General features: G+C 72.8%; 16 protein-coding genes. 6 read left to right on the top strand and 10 right to left on the bottom strand.

Annotated elements, in window-relative coordinates; all coding sequences use genetic code 11:
• Positions 1-9 precede the first annotated feature (9 nt).
• On the bottom strand, positions 10-888 hold the full coding sequence (locus OG937_06350) for an alpha/beta fold hydrolase (protein ID WUD71338.1): 879 nt from the start codon (positions 886-888) through the stop codon (positions 10-12).
• Positions 889-1,084: 196 nt separating this feature from the next.
• Between OG937_06350 and OG937_06345 the strand changes: the two genes are divergently transcribed.
• Positions 1,085-1,681, top strand: a complete 597-nt coding sequence (locus OG937_06345; protein ID WUD71337.1) for a GNAT family N-acetyltransferase — start codon at positions 1,085-1,087, stop codon at positions 1,679-1,681.
• Positions 1,682-1,795: 114 nt separating this feature from the next.
• Here the strand turns inward: OG937_06345 and OG937_06340 are convergent, their stop codons facing one another.
• Positions 1,796-2,422 (bottom strand): LPXTG cell wall anchor domain-containing protein, encoded by a 627-nt coding sequence (locus OG937_06340; GenBank protein ID WUD71336.1) that lies wholly within the window; start codon positions 2,420-2,422, stop codon positions 1,796-1,798.
• Between the two features lie 168 nt (positions 2,423-2,590).
• On the opposite strand from OG937_06340, the gene OG937_06335 reads away from it, so the two are divergent.
• Entirely contained in the window at positions 2,591-3,745 is a 1,155-nt protein-coding gene (locus tag OG937_06335) for a HEAT repeat domain-containing protein (protein ID WUD71335.1), read from the top strand.
• A gap of 97 nt (positions 3,746-3,842) precedes the next feature.
• On the opposite strand, the gene OG937_06330 is transcribed toward OG937_06335, so the two are convergent.
• The 5 genes from OG937_06330 to OG937_06310 all read right to left on the bottom strand — a co-directional run bounded on the left by OG937_06330 (position 3,843) and on the right by OG937_06310 (position 8,501).
• Positions 3,843-4,241 carry a VOC family protein gene (locus OG937_06330; protein ID WUD78644.1) on the bottom strand — a complete coding sequence of 133 codons (399 nt, stop codon included), beginning with the start codon at positions 4,239-4,241 and terminating at the stop codon, positions 3,843-3,845.
• A 177-nt stretch (positions 4,242-4,418) separates the two neighbouring features.
• Positions 4,419-5,228 carry an ABC transporter ATP-binding protein gene (locus OG937_06325; protein WUD71334.1) on the bottom strand — a complete coding sequence of 270 codons (810 nt, stop codon included), beginning with the start codon at positions 5,226-5,228 and terminating at the stop codon, positions 4,419-4,421.
• Positions 5,225-6,316 (bottom strand): iron ABC transporter permease, encoded by a 1,092-nt coding sequence (locus tag OG937_06320; protein WUD71333.1) that lies wholly within the window; start codon positions 6,314-6,316, stop codon positions 5,225-5,227. Before OG937_06320 ends, OG937_06325 begins: the two co-directional genes overlap by 4 nt.
• Positions 6,313-7,317, bottom strand: a complete 1,005-nt coding sequence (locus OG937_06315) for an iron ABC transporter permease (GenBank protein WUD71332.1) — start codon at positions 7,315-7,317, stop codon at positions 6,313-6,315. Before OG937_06315 ends, OG937_06320 begins: the two co-directional genes overlap by 4 nt.
• A gap of 128 nt (positions 7,318-7,445) precedes the next feature.
• Positions 7,446-8,501: an iron-siderophore ABC transporter substrate-binding protein gene (locus OG937_06310; GenBank protein WUD71331.1), complete on the bottom strand. Its 1,056-nt coding sequence runs from the start codon at positions 8,499-8,501 to the stop codon at positions 7,446-7,448.
• Positions 8,502-8,685: 184 nt separating this feature from the next.
• On the opposite strand from OG937_06310, the gene OG937_06305 reads away from it, so the two are divergent.
• Genes OG937_06305 through OG937_06295 form a run of 3 tightly spaced genes read left to right on the top strand, consistent with a single transcriptional unit; the run spans position 8,686 to position 11,431 of the window.
• A complete protein-coding gene (locus tag OG937_06305) occupies positions 8,686-9,135 on the top strand; it encodes a MarR family transcriptional regulator (GenBank protein ID WUD71330.1) in 450 nt (149 codons plus the stop codon).
• Positions 9,132-10,895, top strand: coding sequence for an MFS transporter (locus OG937_06300; GenBank protein ID WUD71329.1), 1,764 nt, complete (start codon positions 9,132-9,134; stop codon positions 10,893-10,895). The genes OG937_06305 and OG937_06300 overlap by 4 nt, the downstream gene beginning before the upstream one ends.
• A complete protein-coding gene (locus OG937_06295; GenBank protein ID WUD71328.1) occupies positions 10,871-11,431 on the top strand; it encodes a cysteine hydrolase in 561 nt (186 codons plus the stop codon). Before OG937_06300 ends, OG937_06295 begins: the two co-directional genes overlap by 25 nt.
• On the opposite strand, the gene OG937_06290 is transcribed toward OG937_06295, so the two are convergent.
• From OG937_06290 to OG937_06280, 3 genes are all read right to left on the bottom strand, one after another.
• The gene (locus OG937_06290) at positions 11,394-12,188 is read right to left on the bottom strand and encodes a hypothetical protein (GenBank protein ID WUD71327.1); all 795 of its coding nucleotides are present in this window, start codon (positions 12,186-12,188) and stop codon (positions 11,394-11,396) included. The genes OG937_06295 and OG937_06290 overlap by 38 nt on opposite strands.
• Before the next feature lie 27 nt (positions 12,189-12,215).
• The gene (locus OG937_06285) at positions 12,216-12,785 is read right to left on the bottom strand and encodes a GNAT family N-acetyltransferase (protein ID WUD71326.1); all 570 of its coding nucleotides are present in this window, start codon (positions 12,783-12,785) and stop codon (positions 12,216-12,218) included.
• Between the two features lie 95 nt (positions 12,786-12,880).
• The gene (locus tag OG937_06280) at positions 12,881-16,957 is read right to left on the bottom strand and encodes a discoidin domain-containing protein (protein ID WUD71325.1); all 4,077 of its coding nucleotides are present in this window, start codon (positions 16,955-16,957) and stop codon (positions 12,881-12,883) included.
• Positions 16,958-17,244: 287 nt separating this feature from the next.
• Here OG937_06280 and OG937_06275 point away from each other — a divergent pair, with 287 nt between their 5' ends.
• Positions 17,245-17,955, top strand: a complete 711-nt coding sequence (locus OG937_06275) for a peptidase E (protein WUD71324.1) — start codon at positions 17,245-17,247, stop codon at positions 17,953-17,955.
• The last annotated feature ends 14 nt before the right edge of the window (positions 17,956-17,969 follow it).

Below are 17,969 nucleotides of genomic sequence, written 5' to 3'. Positions count from 1 at the left end.
TGCGGGAACTCAGCGCGGCTGCGGCAGCCCGGCCTTGTCGAGGAAGCCCAGGATCAGCTCCGCGACGGGCTCGACGTGGGTCTCCAGGAGGAAGTGGCCGCCGTCGAGGAGATGCACCTCCGCCCGCTGCGCGTCCTTGGCGAAGGCCCGGGCGCCGTCGGGCCCGAAGATGGGGTCGTTCTCGCCCCAGACCGCGAGCACGGGCACGGGGTGGGTGCGCAGGTACTCGTGCAGGCGCGGGTAGAGCGGGAGGTTCGACGCGTAGTCGCGGAAGAGCGTGAGCTGCACGAGGTCGTTCCCGGGCCGGGAGACCAGCTGGAAGTCGTGGTGCCAGGCATCGGGACTGACGGTGGTCTCGTCCGCCACTCCTGTGACGTACTGCCACTTGATGCCCTCGAGGCTCAACGCCACGCGGACGCCCGCCTCGGTCTCGGGGGTCTGCTCGCGCTGGTAGGCGTGGACGTCCTTCCAGAACTCCTCGATGAACCCCGCCTCGTAGCCGTTGCCGTTCTGGGTGACGATCGCGGTGACGGCGCCGGCGTCGCCCAGGGCGAGGCGCCAGCCGATCGGCGCTCCGTAGTCCTGGACGTAGAGCGCGTAGCGCGTGACGCCCAGCCGGTCGAGCAGGCCCTTGGTGAGTTCGGCGAGGGCGTCGAAGGAGTACGCGAACGCGTCGGCGGCGGGGGCGTCGGAGAATCCGAAGCCGAGGTGGTCGGGCGCGATGACGCGGTAGCGGCCGGCGAGCCGCGGGATCAGCTCGCGGAACATGAACGAGCTGGTCGGGAAGCCGTGGAGGAGCACGATGACGGGGGCGTCGGCCGGGCCCGCCTCGCGGTAGAAGAGCCGGTGCCCCTGGACCTCGGTGTAGCGGTGGTGCACGGTGACCATGTCTAACCCCTTCGATTCACTTCGATGGTTACATGCAAACAGGATCGAGGTAACCTGTCAAGCGAGTGATGAGGGTTAGGTAAGAAAGGGGCGGGAAGTGACGGCGGCCCCCTGGTGTTGTGCAAGGGCACAGGGGACTTCGGGCGCCCGCCGGACGTACGGCCGGCGGAGCTCGCGACAGGGACGGAAGACGCAGATGACTGGTACGGCCACGGCGCAGCGCGCGAAGGGCAACGAGGAAACCCGGATCGTCACCCCCCGGCTCGTCCTGAGGCCATGGCGCGGCGACGACGCCGAAGCGGCGCTGGCCGTCTACGGGGCGGACGACGTGACGCGCTGGCTGGCCCCGGCGATGACCCGGCAGCCCGACGTCGCGTCCATGCGGGAACTGCTGCGCTCCTGGGAGGAGGGCGGTGCCGCCCTCGAACGGCCGGCCGGGCGCTGGGCGATCGAACTGCGCGAGAGCGGCGAACTCGTCGGCGGAGCCGCCGTCCTGCCGCTCCCGCCCTACGGCGTCGACCTGGAGATCGGCTGGCAGCTCGCCCACCCCTACTGGGGCAGGGGCCTGGCCTCCGAGGCCGGGCGCGCCCTGGCGGGGTACGCCTTCGCGTCGGGCGTCGACGAACTCTTCGCCGTGGTCCGCCCGCGGAACGACCGCGGCGCCGCCACGGCCCGCAGCGTCGGCATGGAATGGGTCGGGGAGACCGAGAAGTACTACGACCTGCGGCTGCAGGTGTACCGGCTGCGCAAGGGGGAGTTCGAGGCCTCCGCCGCGCCGGGGCCCGTGGCCTGACGTGGGGCGCCCGCCACGGGGCGCAAAAAGACGGGTGCCGGACCGTACGGAGCACGGTCCGGCACCCTTGTGTCATGCACGGCGCGTCACCGCGCCGCCGTCAGCGACCGGAGGTCAGTGACGGGCTGCGGCGCGACGCTTGCGGTTCGCGAAGAGCAGACCGCCGCCGGCGAGCAGCGCGACGGCCGCACCGCCCGCGATCAGCGGGGTGGAGCTGGAGGCACCGGTCTCGGCGAGGTCGCCGGCCGGGGACTCGTCGGTGGACGGGGTGGAGGGCGCAGCGGAGGGGGCCGTGCCGGCCGACTCGCTGGGCGTCTCGCTGGGCTTGGGAGACTCGGTGGTCTTCGTCTCCGTCGGGGTGGGCGTGGGCGTGCTCTGGTCCTGGCACGCCGGAACGGTGAGGTCGTCCTCCTTCGAGAACCGCTCGCCGTCGCCGGCCACCACGCTGAGGTGCAGGTGCACGTCGGCGGTGTGCGGCGGCACGTCGAGGGTCTGGTCGAACGACGAACCGAACTCCGTGGTCGGCAGCAGGTCCTTGCCGTCCGCGGTGATCTTCACGGTGTTCTTGACGCCGCCGTTGTACGCCTTCAGGTGGACCTCCACCTTGTGGCAGTCCGCCTTCCAGTCGGGCGTGTGGGCGGACGCCGGGGTGGCGCACAGGCCGAGACCGATGACACCGGTCGCGGCGGCTGCTATCAGGGTGCCGGGGCGGTACCAGGCACGGCGGGGGGATGCGGTCACAAGTTCTCCAGGCTGTGGTGAATTCCGATGCCAATGGCAGCCGCAATGTACTCCCCCCTCCCCACATCGCTCACTGCCGCCCCACAGTTAACGCGGAAACACGGGCGAAAGGGCCGGATTCGCCTGATGTGCGCGGCCGTTGTCGGACCTCTGCGGCAGACTGCCGCCATGTCCGCGAACGAAGACGCCGCCATCGCCCTGCCCGAACCCGCCGCCCTGTTGCCGGCGACCGACTGGGCAGCCCTCGCCCACGCCTACGGGCCCGCGGACGGCACCCCGGACGACCTGCTCGGGCTCCTGCACGACGACCCGGAGGTACAGGCGGAGTCGCTCGGCCGGCTGGAGATGTCCGTGCTGCACCAGGGGTCGTTGTACTCCGCCACCGCGCCCGCCGCGCTGTTCGTCGCGGGCATCCTGGGCGACCCCCGCACGCTCGCCGTTCACGAGAGCTACTTCTCCTGGGACGACCGGGTCCGGCCGCTGCGTGCCGCGCTCCTGGAATGGCTGGGCGAACTCGCCGACTCCGCGGCGTACGAGGAGGACGAGGAGGACGAGGAGGACGGCGACGAGGACTGGGCCGAGGAGATCGCGGCGATCGAGGCGTGCCGTGCCGTCCGGCCGCAACTGTTCGGCGCGGTCCTGCCCTGGCTGGACGACGCGGACGCCACCGTCAGGGAGGCGTCCCTCGGCGTGGTGACGCAGCTGCTCCGGGCGCCCGAACTCGCCGACCACGTACCGGCCGCGGCCGCACGCCTGGAGCGGATAGCCCGGGCCGACGGCGACCGCCGCGAGCGGGCGGGCGCCCTCCTGTCGCTGGGCGCCTGGGGCCATGACACCGGCGGCTTCCTGACGGACCCCGACCCGGCGGTGCGCGCCTGCGCCGCACTGGGCACCTCCGACTCCGCGGCCGTGCCGGCGCTGCTCGACGCGCTCGCGGATCCCGCGGCCGCCGACGCGTGGTTCGACGAGCCGCTGCCCCAGTTCGACGGCTGGTTCCGCTTCACCCTGCTGCGCGGACTGCTCGACCGCGCCCGGCACTTCGACGAGGTCCTCCCGGCCGCGCTCGCGCTGGTGCCGAAGTACCACCAGCACACCGTCGACAGCGAGTGGGGCCCGCTCCTCGCGTGCGCCTTCCCGACCCCGTACGCCCCCGACCGGCCGCTGACGGAGGCCCAGCGTGCCTTCCTGGAGGCCCTGGTCGGCCAGGACGCCTGCTGGGGCACCATAGCCAACCGCGTCTCCTGGCTGCGGGCCGCGGGACTCCCCACGGAGCGCGAGCCGCTGCGGGACCTCCTCGTTGCCGCGCCGCCCGGCTGCGGCTGAGAGCGCGGCCCGGTCCACCGGGCGGCGGAAGTGGCCGCGGGGCACCCGGCGCTGCCCCCGGAGGTCATGCGGCACATGGTGCGGGCCTCGCCCCTGATCAGCCGCCGTCGTGGAGGTAGCTCGCGCGTCCCTCGTCGTCGAGCTCGAACGGCCCCTCGGGGACGACGCAGAACTCGTTCCCCTCGGGGTCGGCCATGACCAGGAACCCGCCCTCGGCGTACTCCTCGAGCACCCGCCCGCCCAGCGATTCGATCCGCGCCCGCTCCGCCCCCGGATCGGGCGAGGCCACGTCGAAGTGGACCCGGTTCTTCCCGGACTTGGGCTCCTCGGTCCGCTGGAAGCCCAGGCCCGGCCCCTCGCCTCGCGCGAGCCACACGTACGGGCCGATCCGCGCCACGACCGCCCGCCCCAGCAGCTCGCCCCAGAACGCGGCCAGCCGCTCCGGATCCGCGCAGTCGACGACGACGTCCTTGACGCTCAGGTGGGTTCCGCTCATGATCCGATGCTTCCAGACCGCGCTGTCCGACCCCGACCCGACCCGGGCGCAGGGGCGCAGCGACGAACCCAGCGACGCCCGGCCCTCGTCCGGCGCCTCCCAGCGGCCGGTCGGTGCGGTCATCCGGGCAGTATGGCGGAGGCCGTCGGCCTCCGCCGTGCCGTGCGACGGGGGAGGTCAGTCGGCTGCCGCGGGCTGCCAGGGCACGCCGGGGACGACGAGGGGGCTGCCCGTGACCGGGTCGGGGACGATGACCGACGTGAGGCCGAAGACCTCGTGGACGAGGTCCGCCGTGACGATGTCGCGGGGCGGGCCCTGGGCGACGATCCGGCCGGCCTTCATGGCGATGAGGTGGTCGGCGTAGCGGGCGGCCTGGTTGAGGTCGTGGAGCACGGCGACGACCGTGCGCCCGCGTCCGTGGTTGAGGCGGCGGACCAGGTCCAGCACCTCCACCTGGTGGGCGATGTCGAGGTACGTGGTGGGCTCGTCCAGCAGGAGCAGGTCGGTCTCCTGGGCGAGGGCCATGGCGATCCACACCCGCTGGCGCTGCCCGCCCGACAGCTCGTCGACCGGCCGGTCCGCGAGGTCGGCGGTGCCGGTGTGCTCCAGCGCCTCGGCGACGGCGCGTTCGTCGGCCTCGGACCACTGCTGCCACCACTTCTGGTGCGGCTGGCGTCCGCGCGCCACGAGGTCGGCGACGGTGATGCCGTCCGGCGGCGTGGGGCTCTGCGGCAGGACTCCGATGGCCCGGGCGATCTGCCGGCCGGGGATGCGGGCGAGTTCGGTGCCGTCCAGCAGGACCGTGCCGGAGCGCGGCTTGAGCAGCCGGCCCAGCGCGCGCAGCAGCGTGGACTTGCCGCAGGCGTTGGGGCCGACGATGACGGTGACCCGCCCGTCGGGGATCTCCAGGTCCAGGCCGTCGACGACGGTGCGGTCCTCGTACGCCAGGGTCAGCTCCCGGGCGGTGAGTCGGCTGGTACGGCTCATGAGGTGGTGCCTCCGGAACGGCTGCGGGTGCGGGCGATCAGCCACATCAGGTAGGGGGCGCCCACCGCTGCGGTGAGGACGCCGACGGGGAGTTCGACGGGGGAGAACAGGCGCCGGGCCAGCAGGTCGGCGACGACGACCACGAGCGCGCCGGTCAGCGCCGAGGACAGCAGCGGGATCTGCGCCGTACGGGTCAGCCGCCGGGCGATCTGCGGGGCGAGGAGGGCGACGAAGTCGACCGGTCCCGTGGCCCCCGTCGCCACCGAGGCCAGGACGATGCCGAGCGCGGTCAGGCCGAGCCGTACCCGGTCCAGCCGGATGCCGAGGGCCATGGCGGTGTCGTCGTCGAAGGAGGCCGCGCGCTGGGCCCTGGCCGCCCAGAGCGCCGCGGGGATCGCCAGGAGCAGCACCGTCGCCAGGGGGGCGGCCTGGTCGTAGCCACGGCTGTTGAGCGAGCCCGTCAGCCAGACCTTGGCCTGCTGCGCGACGAGGAAGTCGCCCTTGGTGAGGAAGAGTTGCGTCAGCGAGCCCAGGGCGACGGAGACGCCGATCCCGACGAGGACGAAGCGCGACGCGTGGAGCCCGCGGCGCCAGGCGAAGACGTAGACGAGCAGCGCCGCCGCGAGACCGCCCGCGATGGACACGTACGGGAGCGCGGTGTGCGAGGCGAGGCCGAAGCTCATCGCGGCGACCGTCGCGGCGCCCGCGCCGTGGGTCACGCCGATGACGTCGGGGCTGGCCAGCGGGTTGCGCGCGACGGCCTGGACCAGCGCCCCGGCGACGCCGAAGGCGACCCCGGCGAGCAGGCCCACGACCAGGCGGGGCAGTCGCAGCGTGCCGACGACGAGCTGGTCGGGGCTGGGACGGCCGAGGAGGACGTCGACGACCTCCACCGGGGAGACGAAGGACTCGCCGACGCAGAGGTAGAGCACGACGGCCGCGAGCAGCAGCACGGCGAGCACGACGGCGACGAGGACCGCCCGGCGGTGGACCAGGAAACTGCCCCGCCCGGGACGGAACAGGGCGTGCCCGGCCGGGCGTACGGAGAGCGGGGCGGGCGAGGTCGTGGGTGCGGTCGCGCGGCTCATGCGGCCACCACCGTCCGGCGCCGCACCAGCGCGATGAGGAACGGCACGCCGAGCAGGGCGGTCATGACGGCCACCGGTACCTCCGAGGGCGGGAAGACGATACGGCCGAGCACGTCGGAGGCGAGGATCATCACCGGCCCGAGGAGGGCGGCCACCGGCAGCACCCAGCGGTGCGCCGCACCGACCAGGGCCCGGGCGATGTGCGGGACGGCCAGGCCGGTGAAGGCGATCGGCCCCACGGCGGCCACGGCCGCGCCGGTCAGCACGGTCGCCCCCACCGCGCCCAGCACGCGCAGCAGCGCCACGTTGTGGCCGAGGCCCTTGGCGGCGTCGTCGCCGAGCGCGAGCGCGTCCAGGCCCCGGGCCATCGTCGCGACCAGCAGCAGTCCGGCCGCCACGAACGGCCAGATCTGGCCGATGACGTCGCTGCCGCGGCCGCTGATCGAGCCGACCTGCCAGAACCGGAACTCGTCCAGCGCGTGGGCGTCGGTGGTGACGATCCCGGAGACGACGGAGGCGAGGAAGGCGTTCATCGCGGCGCCCGCCAGCGCGAGCTTCACGGGGGAGGCGCCGCGGTAGCCGCCCGCGGCGACGGCGTACACGGCGACGGCCGCGACCGCCGCGCCCACGAAGGCGAACCAGACGTACCCGGTGAGCGTGTGCACGCCGAGGAACGCGATCGCGCACACCACCCCGACGGACGCGCCCTGGCTGACGCCCAGGATGCCGGGTTCGGCGATCGGGTTGCGGGTGACGCCCTGCATCACGGTCCCGGCGACGGCGAGGGCGGCGCCGGCCAGTACACCGATGACGGTGCGCGGCACGCGCAACGCCCGCACCACCTGGGCGTCGTCACTGGTGCCACCGTGCAGCAGGGCCTGGAGGACCTCGCCGGGGGCGATCTGTCGGCTGCCGACGGCCAGGCTCAGCAGGACGGCGATCAGCAGCATCACCGCGCACCCCACCAGCCAGGCGATACGGCGACGGGTCGGTCGCGCCATGCGCCGCGCTCACTCTCTCTTTCCGGGTTCCGCGTTGCGGATTGCGGGTCGTACGGGCGCGCGCCGGGCGCCGGCGGGCACGACGGCCCGCCGGCGCCCGGCGTACGGCTCTCGGTGGCCTCGCGGGCTCACGCCGTGAGGTGCTGCTCCAGGTCGTCGAGGACCGCGTTGGCCGCGGTGACCCCGAGCCCGAGGTACCAGGTCTCGTCCGGGACGTCGAAGGCGTGGCCGTCCTTGACCGCCTTCAGGTTCTTCCACAGCGGGTTGCCCTGGGCCTTGGACTTCTCGGTGGCCTTGGGGTCGCCGTAGACGCCGGTGAAGATGTAGTCGGCGTCGGCCTGGTCGATGTTCTCGGCGCTGATCTCCGCCGCCAGGTCCTCGATGTCCTGGTTCTTCGGCCGCGGGATGCCGACGTTCTTGAGGATGGTGCCGATGAAGGAGTCGTTCGCGTAGAGGCGGATCTTGCCCTCGGGCATGTAACGCACCATCGACACGCTCGGCTTGTCGGCGCCCAGCTTCGTGCCGAGTGCCTCCGCCTTCTTCGCGTACGCGTCGAGGTTCGCCTTGGCCTGCGCGGTCTTGTCCAGCGCGGCGGCGTTGAGGAGGTAGTTCTCCTTCCACGTGAAGCCGGGGCGGATGGAGAAGACGGTCGGCGCGATCTGCGACAGCTCGTCGTAGGAGTCGGCGGCGCGCAGTTGGCTGCCCAGGATCAGGTCCGGCTTGAGCGCGGCGATCGCCTCGAGGTTGAGGCTGTTGATGGTGCCGATGTTCGCGGGCTTGCCCGCGGCGCCCTTGAGGTAGGACGGGAGCTCCGGCGAGCCCTCGGTGGGCGCGAGGCCGACCGGCTTGACGCCGAGCGAGACAACGTTATCGAGCTCGCCCACGTCGAGGACGACGACGCGCTTCGGCTGCGCCTTGAGGACGGTGCTGCCCATGGCGTGGGCGATGGTGCGCGGCCACTCGCCCGGCTTGGCGGTGGTGCCCATGGCCGCGGTCTTCTCCGCGGCGTCCCCGAAGTCCTCGCCGCCCTGCGCGACGGACTTGGAGTCCTTGGACCCGGCGGTCGCGGAGGCGGCTGCGCTGCCCTCCTTCCCGTTGCTGCTGGATCCACCGCAGGCCGCGAGGGAGAGCGCGGCGGCGATGGCGACAGCGACGGCGGCTGTGCCGCGGCGCCGAAGAGACATGTGGAGACTCCTGTACGTGGTTCACCTTTGAAGTATTAGGCGAGCCTAACCTTATGCGTTGCTTGTGCGTCCTCCGCAAGCGGGGTCCCCGCGTGCCCCCGCCCGGCCCCGGCGTCACCTCTTGGTCCGGTCTTGACCGGAGCTCGATAGTTACATCAGATTGATTAATCTATTGTTACTACTCATGGATGCGAAGGCACTCGAAGCCGGTGACCCGACCGAGGTCGGGGCCGCGTTGAGGCTGAGCGTGGGCCGGATCGCGCGGCGGTTGCGCCAGGCGCACGCCGTGGGGGACGTGACGCTCTCGGAGGTGTCGGTGATCGCCCGGCTGGACCGGGACGGCCCGGATTCGCCGGGGTCGCTGGCCGAGTTGGAGCGGGTGCGCCCGCAGGCGATGGCGACGACGCTTTCCGGGCTGGAGGAACGCGGGCTGGTGAGCCGCAGGCCGGACGCCAAGGACAAGCGGCGCGTGGTGATGACGGTGACCGAGGCGGGGCTCAAGGTGCTCGCGGACCGCCGGTCGGAGTCGGTGCAGCGGCTGGCCGCCGTGCTGGGCGGCCAGTTCACCGCGCAGGAGCGGCGGCAGCTCGTCGACGCGCTGCCCCTGCTGGACCGGCTGGCGGAGCAGCTGTGACCACCGCGTACGTCGACGGCGGCCGCTACAAGTGGGTGGCGCTGTCGAACACGACGCTCGGCGTGCTGATCGCGACCATCGACGCGTCGATCGTGATCATCTCCCTGCCGGCCATCTTCCGCGGGATCGGCCTCGATCCGCTCGCCCCCGGCAACATCGGCTACCTGCTCTGGATGATCCTGGGCTACCTGCTGGTCTCCGCCGTGCTGGTGGTCGTGCTCGGCCGCCTCGGCGACATGTTCGGCCGGGTCCGGATGTACAACATGGGGTTCGCGATCTTCGCCTGCGCGTCGCTCGCCCTGTCCCTCGACCCGCTCAGGGGCGGGGGCGGCGCCCTGTGGCTGATCGGCTTCCGGATCGTGCAGGCCGTCGGCGGGTCGATGCTGACCGCGAACTCGGCGGCCATCCTCACCGACGCCTTCCCCACCCGGCAGCGCGGCATGGCGCTGGGCATCAACCAGATCACCGCGCTCGCGGGCCAGTTCCTCGGACTGATCGCCGGCGGGCTGCTGGCCACCATCGACTGGCGCGCGGTGTTCTGGGTGAGCGTGCCCATCGGCATCGTCGGCACCGTCTGGTCGTACCGCAGCCTGCGGGAGACCGGCGCCCGGAAGCCGGGGCGCGTCGACTGGATCGGCAACCTCACCTTCACCGCCGGCGCCGGGGGCCTGCTCTCCGCCATCACGTACGGCATCCAGCCCTACGGCGGCCACCCCACGGGCTGGACCAACCCCTGGGTGCTCGGCGGCCTGGCGGCGGGCGTGGTGCTGCTCGTGACGTTCTGCGTCGCGGAGACCCGGGTCGCGGAACCGATGTTCCAGCTCGGCCTGTTCCGCATCAGGGCGTTCGCCGCAGGCAACCTGGCGGTGCTGCTGACCGCGATCGCCCGCGGCGGCCTGCAGTTCACCCTCATCATCTGGCTGCAGGGCATCTGGCTGCCGCTGCGCGGCTACGACTTCGAGCAGACGCCCCTGTGGGCGGGGCTGTTCATGCTGCCGCTGACCGTCGGCTTCCTCGTGGCGGGGCCGGTGTCCGGGTACCTGTCGGACCGCTTCGGTGCCCGGCTGTTCTCCACCACCGGACTGGTCCTCGTGGCGGCCGCGTTCGTCGGCCTGCTCGCGCTCCCGGTCGACTTCCCCTACCCCGCCTTCGCGGCACTGCTGCTGGTGAGCGGCATCGGGCAGGGCATGTTCTCGGCCCCCAACACCTCGGCCATCATGGGCAGCGTCGCGCCGGATCAGCGCGGCGTCGCGTCCGGCATGCGCTCCACCTTCCAGAACTCCGGTACCGCGCTCTCCATCGGCCTGTGCTTCTCGCTGATGATCGCCGGACTGGCCGGCTCGCTGCCGCAGACGCTCGCGGACGGACTGCGGGCGAACGGCGTGCCCGCCGGCACCGCCGAGCAGGTCGCCGGACTGCCGCCGGTGAGCACCCTGTTCGCCACCTTCCTCGGCGACAACCCCATCGGCCACCTGCTCGGTCCCAGCGGGGTCCTCGGCACCCTGCCCGAGCACCAGGTGCACGTCCTGACCGGCACGGCCTTCTTCCCCACGCTCGTCTCCGGCCCCTTCCACCACGGACTCGTCACCGTCTTCGGCGCGGCCACCGTCATGGCCCTGATCGCCGCCCTCGCCTCGGCGCTGCGCGGCCGCCGCGACACCCCCGCGGCGAGCCGTCCCGGTGGCGACGCGAACGACTCGAACGACCCGAACGGCACGGACAAAGGACAGCAAGAATGGCGCACAGCGCACTCCTCGTGATGGACGTCCAGCGAGCCATCACCGACCGCTTCACCGGGGACGCCGGATATCTGCCCCGGGTGCGTGACGCGATCGACGCCGCGCGTGCCGCGGACGTCCCCGTCATCCACGTCGTCATCGGCTTCCGCGCCGGGCACCCGGAGATCAGCCCCCGCAACAAGACCTTCGACGCGCTCGCGCAGGCGGGCGGCTTCGCCGCGGGCGACCCGGGCGCCGAGATCCACCCCGACGTCGCGCCCGCCCCCGGCGGCGTCGTCGTCACCAAGAAGCGCGTCAGCGCCTTCGCGGGCAGCGACCTGGACATCGTCCTGAGGGCGCGCGGCATCGACAGCCTCGTCCTGACCGGCATCGCCACCTCCGGCGTGGTCCTGTCCACGCTGCGCCAGGCGGCCGACCTCGACTACGGCCTCACCGTGCTGTCCGACGGATGCCTGGACGCCGACCCCGAGGTGCACCGCGTGCTCACGGAGAAGGTGTTCCCGCGGCAGGCCGACGTCGTCACCGTGGAGGAATGGGCCAAGTCCGTCGCGCACTGACCCCGGTGGACGGCTCCCCGTGCCCGCCGAGGGCGCGGGCGAGCCGTTCCCCCTGGGCGGCGGTCACGCCGAGACCCGGCAACGGCTGCGGGCCCGGCCGCCCCTCGCCCTCCCCGGCAGGGGAACCGCCACCGCTGAGCGGCGAGCCCCACGCCGGGTCGTGCCAGATCCCGTCCCCCGGCCCGCCGATGAGGCACCGGGCCGCGAGCGCCGCCGTCTCCTGCGGCGCGCCGACCGCTGTGAGCGCGGCGGCGATCCGCGGCAGGGCCTGCGTCGCGTACCGCCGGCCGTCGGCGAGCACGGGCAGCAGGAGCAGCAGCCGGGCGGAGGGATCGGACAGGCCCTCGTCCGGGCCGGAGCCCGGCACCGCGTCGGCGACGTGCACCAGTTGGCGCCACCGCAGACCGGGGCCGTACGTGTCGCCGGCGTACGAGAACAGGGTCTCCGCGCGGACCCAGCCGGGATGGGTGAGCAGGAAGTCCAGCCCGGCGTCGCCGTCGAGGTTCCGGTGGACCAGGACGACGCAGTGGCCGTCCCCGAAGGGCACCTTGAGGACCGGCCAGGCCCGCTCGTCGTCCAGCACCTCGGCCAGGGCGTCGGTGTCGGCCCCGTCGTCCCCGAGCCACTCCGGCTCGGGACGCTCGCCGTCCGGCCCGGCCTCGCACCACCCGAGGAGGTGGTTCGCCCAGAAGCCGGGCCGGTCCGTCAGCGGCTCACCGGCCGTCAGCGGTCCGTGGTCGTACCCCTTGATCAGCACACCGGACAGGATGCCAGGCGCCGCCGGTCAGGCCAGCGGCACGGCCCTGCCCGCGGACGCGGCGGCGGACACACGGCCGCGCAGGTCGAGACGGAGACGCACGAAGTCGGCGCCGCCGGGGCCAGGGCGGCGACCGCCCTCCGGGACCCAGCCGTGACGGGTGTAGAAGGCGAGGGCGCGGCTGTTGCGCTCCCAGGCGTCCAGCAGCCCCGTCTCCAGGAAGGACTCCCGCAGGAAGCGCACGAACTCGGCGTGCAACCGCCCCCCGACGCCGCGGCCCCAGCGGTCCGGGCGCACATGGATGCGGTGCAGCTCACCGCACGCCGGCGGGGCCTGCGCGCCCTCCTTGGGCGGTCCCATGGCCACCACGCCGACCACCTCGGTGTCCTCGACGGCGCACAGCACCGTCGTCGCGCTCGACTGGATGGCGTGCGCCCAGGACGCGCGGCGGCGCGCCCACCCGTCGGGGCTGTCGATCTCGGAACCGGGCAGGCCGCCCGCCTGGTAGTACGCGGCACGCGCCTGCGTGTGCACGTCCACGATGGCCGCCAGGTCGCCGAACCGCGCCGGGCGCATCAGGGCTGGAGAAGTCGTCACCTCCTGTCAGACGTCCGCGATGTGGGACGGGTTCCCGGCGCGCCGCATCGCCGTGGCGGTCACCCGGCAGGTGACCGCCACGGCGGCGGCAGGGCCTACGGCTGCGCGGTGACCGGCGGCACGTTGTAGCCGTCGACCCGCAGCTTCGGCCGCTTCGACGGCAGCGCCCCGGCGGGCCAGGACAGCGTCACCGTGCGGCTCTCACCGGGGAGCAGCCACAGGTAGTTGTCGCTGTACAGGGTGGGCAGCACCCGGTCCCCGGTACGGGAGTCCAGTAGGGAGAGCCGGACCAGGGCGGCGACCGTGGATCCCCGGTTGCTCAGCCGCGCGGTCAGCCCGTGGCGGTCGCCCGAGAGGTCCGTGTCCGTGACGTCGGCCAGGACCCGGGTCCGTGCGGCCTTGTTGAGCGCCTGCATGTGCTCGGGCTTGCGGTAGCGCCAGTAGACGTTCTCGGACAGCACGTCGCCATGACGGTCCGTCAGTCGAAGCCGCAGCAGGTGGAAGTCCGGCAGGCCGTCCGTCCAGGCCACGGTGAACGCCTCCGCCTTCGCGGACGCCGCGACGTCCACCGTGCCGCGACGCTCCGCGGACAGCGGATGGCCGGACAGGTCGAGCAGGCGCGCGGACACCGTCGCGCCCTCGAGGGCCCGGGGTGTGTGGTTGACCGCCACGACCTTCCCGCTCACGGGGTCCGCCTGCACGTGGACGGGCTCGGCGGCCTTGCGGACCCCGTAGTAGGCGCCGTTGACGTCGAAGTCGTAGTCGTACGTCTGCCACACCGTGCTGTACCACGCGGGGTGCGACATCCACAGCATCAGGCCGGAGGCGTCGTCCCACAGCCGGCCGTTCCAGGCCTCGAACATGGCGCGGAAGTTCTCGTAGTTGACGAACTGCGCCTTGCGGGAGAAGTCGTCGAGGTCCTCCGCCGTGCCGAGCCGGCCCTCGATGGCCGCGCGGTAGTTCTGCGGGGCCTGGTTGCCGCGGGTGCTCCAGTCGTGGTGGTACCAGACGCCGCCGACCGGCCACTCGGGCTCCTCGCCGGCCATGCGCCGCATGGTCTCGGCCGTCGAGACGACGGGCATGCCGATCTCGGTGTGGAACCCGAAGCTGCCACCGCCGTAGGTCGACGCGGAGTAGTAGCGCTCGGGCTCGACCCAGCCGTAGGGGCCGCCGCCGGAGACGATGCCGCCCGCCGAGTTGTTCTGGTAGAGCAGGCCGGGCGCCTCCGCGCGCACCGCGGTGCGCATCCCCTCGTCGATCGGGCCCGGGGGGTTGCCCTCGTTGGCGCCGCACCACACCACGACGCTGGGGTGGATGCGGTAGCGCCGCACGGTGTCCCGCGCCAGGTCGAGGAAGGCCTCGTGGTTCGGCGGGTCCATCGCCCAGGCGTTGGGGAAGTCGTTCCACACCAGCAGGCCGTGTTCGTCGCAACTGGCGTAGAACTCCTCGCGGTTGCTGCTGCCGACCCAGTTGCGGATCATCGTGAAGTTCATGTCGCGGTGCATGCGCACGGCCGCGTCCATGCGCTCCGCGGGCATGCGGCGCAGCAGCTCGTCCCAGCCCCAGTTGCCGCCGCGGGCGAAGACGCGGACGCCGTTGACGCTGATCTTGAGCGGGACGGTGGAGTTGTCGACGGACTTCACGTCGGTCCACTCGTCGCCGTCGTCCGAGACCTGGACGGTGTAGGTCTTGGCGTACGCCTGCTCCCAGGTGATGACGACGCGGTCGAAGCGCACCGCGGAGCCGAGGTCGACCTGGATCCACTGCTCGTCCTCGTACGCCGAGGACCAGCGGGTGCCGGGCTTGCCGTCCACCGCGTTGCCCGGACCGCTGCCGTCGCCCTCGGAGGACGAGGCGGTCGCCTCCTTGCGCAGCGCCAGGTCGGTGCCGGGCGTACCGCTGTCGACCACCGACAGGCCCCACATGGACGAGCCCCAGCTGGTGGCGCGCGAGTGGCAGAGGATCCGCAGGTAGCGGGCCGTGGTCGCGGCGAACTCCACGTCCTGCAGGCTCGCCGAGCCCGAGGTCTGGAAGGGCAGCGGGACCGCGGCGTTGTCGACGGACGCGGCGTCGGTCCAGTCGTCGCCGTCGGCGGAGACCTGGACGGTGTACGTCTCGGCGTACGCCTGCTCCCAGGTGACGACGACGCGGTCGAAGGAGACCGCGGAGCCGAGGTCGACCTGGACCCACTGGTTGTCCTCGAACTTCGACGACCAGCGCGTGCCGGGGTTCCCGTCCGTGACGTTGCCGGGCCGGTTGGACGGGTCGTCGGTGGAGGAGGCGGTGGCGTCCTTGTGCAGGGCGAGGTCGAGATCGGGCACGGTGCCGTCGGCGACCGACAGGGCCCACATCGACGAACCCCAGTCGGTGGCCCGGGTGCGGCACAGGATCCGCACGTAGCGGGCGGTCCGCCGGGTGAACGTCACCGTCTGCGCGTAGGCGTTGGAGCCCGACTGGAAGGTCAGCGGGACGTCGTACTCGTAGCCGAACTGGCGCAGGCCGAAGCGCGTGGTGCGCCGGTCGCTCTCCTGCCCGGCCACGGAGGCGGTGAGGGTGAGCCGGTGCAGTTCCGGCTCACCGTAGCCGTTGGGCCACCACAGCTTCGGGTTCCGCAGGCGCAGCTTCGGGTCAGAGGCCGGGTCGAAGACGACGTCGGTGCTGCCGCCCCCGGGCACGGTGACCGTCCGCTGCACGCGCACGCCGTCGAAGGCGGCGGTGACGGTGACGGACCGGGCGTCCGCGGCGGCGTTGCGGAGCGGGACGACGATGGTCACCTCGGCCGTGCGGGTGTCGGGCAGGTCCGGCAGGACGGTGTCGACGCGGGGGTCGCCGAGGACCGCGTCGCCGGTGGAGCGCAGCCGTACGTGGTTCCAGATGCCGGCGGCCCGGTCGCGCACCGCGGGCATCCAGTCCCAGCCGGAGGAGGCCAGGTAGGTCGGCGAGTTGCGGTTCATCATGTTCGCGCCGGCGTCGACGAAGGCGAGGCCGGCCGGGCCCTTGTCGCCCGGGCTGCCCGGGAACGGCATGGGGCTGATCTTCACCGCCAGGGCCTGCGGGCCCTGCGCCGCCAGCAGCCCGGTCACGTCGTAGGCGGCCCGGGCGAAGGGGAAGGTGAGGGTGCCGGCCTGCTTGCCGTTGAGCCAGACGTCCGCCTCGTGGTTGACCCCGTCGAACTCGAGCCAGACGCGGCGCCCGGCCCCGGTGCGCAGGCCCTTGGGCAGGCGGAACTCGCGCCGGTACCACCAGGAGTGGCGGGAGAGGGCCTCGGGGATGTGCAGGTTGGCGAAGCCGGCGACCGGGTCGGGCAGGTGGCCTTCCGTCACGAGCGAGGACAGGACGGTCCCGGGCACGGTGGCGGGCAGCCAGGCGCTGGTGTCCACCGACGGCGCCGACAGTTCCGCGGCACTGCCGCCCGCCCAGTCGTCCATGGTCAGGTCCCAGCCGGACTCCAGCGGCACGGTGCCGTCGTCGGCGACCTCCAGGGCCGGGGGCGTGCGGTGGTGGGTGCCCCAGTCGGTCCAGCCGGTGGCCTCGGGGCGGTGTCCGCGCGGGGTGCCGTACACCTGGAAGCCGTTGAGGCCCAGCGGGTTGGCGTTGGAGCGCTTGGTGACCGTCATCCGCACCCAGCGTGCGGTGACGGGCTCGGGCAGGGCGATCTCCACGACCCCGCCCTTGCCGTCGTCGGTGCGGTGCGCGACGGTCCACGACTTCCCGTCGCGCGAGGTCTCGATCACGAAGGCGACCGCGCAACTCGACAGGACTTCCTGGCCGGTGGTGTTGTCGCGGGGATTGCCACCGGTCCCGGGCGTGAACGGCGGGTCGTCGACCGTGGCCTCGAAGGTGAGGCGCACCGACCCGACCTCGCACAGGGCCTGGAGGTCGACGGCTATCCACTGGGGGTCGCCGGCGGCGGCCCGCCATCCGGAGCCCCGCACGCCGACCCGGTCGAGGCCGTCGACGGCGAACTCGGCCGGTGTGGGGGCGTAGTCGGTGGAGGACACCGTGACCGGGCGGTACGCGGCGAGTTCGGCCCGGGCACCGGCCGGGTTCGAGGACCGCGTCTGTGCCGTGGCGGCGGCGGGGAAGGCCATGCCGAGCCCGAACCCCGCGAGGAGGGTGGAGCCGGTGGAGAGTACGGCGCGTCGGGAGGGCAGGGAGGACTGGTCCGGCATGAACAACGGCTCCGTTCAGGGATGTTCAATGAGGAGGCGGCCTGGCATCATCGAGGCGATGACAACGTTGCCATCGCGATGACAACGTTGCCGAACATGCACCCGCCGGGAAGGGCCTGTCAAGGTTTTGGGCACGCCGCGTTCCGGGATTCTCCTAAATTAGGAATACATATTGACATGAGTCGGGCTTCGCGTCAGAGTCGTTGGTCCGCCCGCGCCGGGGGTCGTTCCGGCGCCGGTCCGGGGCAGGAGGTGTGTCCCGCCGAGGGGGCGTCAAGGACGTCCCCATGACCGCGAAGAGAAGGATCGTGCTGCTGGGCGGCGGGTTCTCCGGAGCGCCCGGAGCGTCCGGCTCACCGCTCGACACGTACCTACTGCGCACCACCGGCCGGCCTCGCCCGAAGGTCTGCTTCGTGCCCACCGCGAGCGGTGACGCGCAGCCGTACGTCGAGGAGTTCCACGCGGCCTTCTCGGCGCGCGACTGCGAGCCCGCCCACCTGTCGCTCTTCCGCCGCGACCACCAGGACCTGCGTTCCTTCGTCCTGTCCCAGGACGTCGTCTACGTCGGAGGCGGCAGCACCGCGGCCATGCTCGCCGTGTGGCGGGTGCACGGACTGGACGCGGTCCTCCGTGAGGCGTACGACGCGGGCGTGCTCCTGTGCGGCGTCAGCGCGGGCGCCAACTGCTGGTTCCGGGCCTGCCTCACCGATTCCTTCGGCCCCGTCAGGCCCCTGCGCGACGGCCTCGGCCTGCTCCCTGGCAGCTTCTGCCCGCACTACGACAGCGAGCCCGCCCGCCGGCCCGCGTTCCGCGCCGCCGTGGCCGTGGGGGAACTGCCTGGCGGCTGGGCCCTCGACGACGGGGCGGCGGCCCTGTTCACCGACGGCGGGCTCACGGAGGCCGTCGCGGAACGACCGGGTTTGACCCTGCACCGGGTGGAGCCCGGGAGCGGTGGCGCGGTGCGCGAGACGGCACTGCCCGCACGCCTGCTGACGTGAGGTCCGGTCAGGAA

Origin of the sequence: Streptomyces sp. NBC_00510, from assembly GCA_036013505.1 — a bacterium.
Taxonomy (GTDB): domain Bacteria; phylum Actinomycetota; class Actinomycetes; order Streptomycetales; family Streptomycetaceae; genus Actinacidiphila.
Note: the sequence above shows the minus strand (reverse complement) of the source record. Positions and strands in the feature narration are given on the sequence as shown.